Raw genomic sequence first — 1,722 nt, 5'->3', positions numbered from 1 at the left:
GATCAAGACGCTGATCGGCGACTCGGTGGAGAAGGTCGAGGAAGGCAGCAAGCAGGTGGCGGAGGCCGGCAAGACGATGGAAGAGATCGTCGACAGCGTGAAGCGGGTGACCGACATCATGGGCGAGATCACGGCGGCCAGCCAGGAGCAGACCTCGGGGATCGAGCAGATCAACCAGGCGATCACGCAGATGGACCAGGTGACGCAGCAGAACGCGGCGCTGGTCGAAGAGGCCGCTGCCGCCGCGGGATCGCTGCAGGCGCAGGCCGGCAGCCTGGTGCAGGCGGTCAGCGTGTTCAAGCTCGGCGCCGCCCGTTGAGCGAAATTTCGTGCCGGCCCTTCAGGATGGGCGCTGCGCTGCCGATAGCAGAGTGGACGATCCAATCCGCCCGGCCACCCTGTTCCATTTCGAGCAGATCGACCGGGTGACGCAGCAGAACGCGGGACCGCTGCAGGAACAGGCCGGCAGCCTGTCGCAAGTCGTGAGCATGTTCAGGCTTGGATTCGAAACTGGAAAGCACTGAAGAAGTCATGCGTGTCAATCTACCCGTCACCGAACAGGAATACCCGTTGCCGCCGGATGCGGCACTCGTGTCGCGTACCGACCTCAAGGGGCGCATCACCTACGTCAACCCGGTCTTCGTGGAGGTCAGCGGCTACGCGATCGACGAGCTCCTCGGCAAGGCCCACAACATCGTGCGCCATCCCGACATGCCGCCGGAGGCCTTCGCCGACATGTGGGACACGCTGGGTCGTGGCCTGCCCTGGACCGGCCTGGTCAAGAACCGCCGAAAGAACGGTGACTTCTACTGGGTGCAGGCCAATGTGACGCCGATCCATCGGAATGGCCTGACCGAAGGCTATATGTCGGTGCGCAGCCGTCCCGAGCGTGCCGACGTGGAGGCCGTCGCGGCGATCTATCGCCGCATGCGCGATGGCCAGGCGGCGGGCCTGCGGATTTGCCAGGGCGAGGTGGTCCGGCACGGCGCATCGGATCCGATCGGCAGCTTGCGTCGGATTCCGGTTCGACGCCGGGTCTCCGTGGTGAGCGCCGGTGCGGCCCTGCTCTCGCTGGGCTTCGGTGCCGTGGCCTGGCCGGCGCTCTCGGCGCCCGCCGCGGCGTCGAACGTGCCGGGCTGGCTGCCGACGCTGGTCGCGACGGCATCGATCGGTTCCGCCCTGGCCTGGATCGGCCTCGGGCAATTTCTTGCACGCACGGTGTTCCGTCCGCTGGACCAGGCGGTGCAGGTTGCGCAATCGATTGCCGGTGGGACGCTGCTCAAGTTCCAGATCCGTCCCGAGGACGAGACCAAGCGACTGCTGCGGGCACTGAACCAGATGAGCGCGAACCTGTTCGCCATCGTCGCGGATGTCGGGACCAACGTGGCCGGCGTGATGAGCGCTTCGGGCCAGATCGCAGCCGGGAACCAGAATCTGTCGTCTCGCACCGAGGCGCAGGCCAGCTCGCTGGAGCAGACGGCGGCGTCGATGGAAGAACTCACCAGCACGGTCAAGCAGAACGCGGACAACGCGCGTCAAGCGAATCAACTGGCCGTCTCGGCCTCCGAAGTGGCGGTCAAGGGCGGGGAGGTGGTGAGCCAGGTGGTGGACACGATGGCCTCGATCAACGCCTCGTCGAAGAAGATCGTGGACATCATCGGCGTGATCGACGGCATCGCCTTCCAGACCAACATCCTGGCGCTGAACGCGGCGGTGGAAGCC

3 protein-coding genes are annotated in these 1,722 nt (G+C 66.0%); all 3 read left to right on the top strand.

Annotated features, from left to right (window positions below):
* On the top strand, positions 1-319 hold a 319-nt coding region (locus AC1DYD_RS41330), incomplete at its 5' end, for a methyl-accepting chemotaxis protein (protein WP_478178483.1).
* A gap of 52 nt (positions 320-371) precedes the next feature.
* Positions 372-524, top strand: coding sequence for a hypothetical protein (locus AC1DYD_RS41325; protein ID WP_478178482.1), 153 nt, complete (start codon positions 372-374; stop codon positions 522-524).
* A gap of 7 nt (positions 525-531) precedes the next feature.
* A partial coding sequence (locus tag AC1DYD_RS41320; protein WP_478178481.1) for a PAS domain-containing protein occupies positions 532-1,722 on the top strand: 1,191 nt, incomplete at its 3' end.

It is taken from the genome of Variovorax sp. P4_B11 (assembly GCF_056402355.1).
Note: the sequence above shows the minus strand (reverse complement) of the source record. Positions and strands in the feature narration are given on the sequence as shown.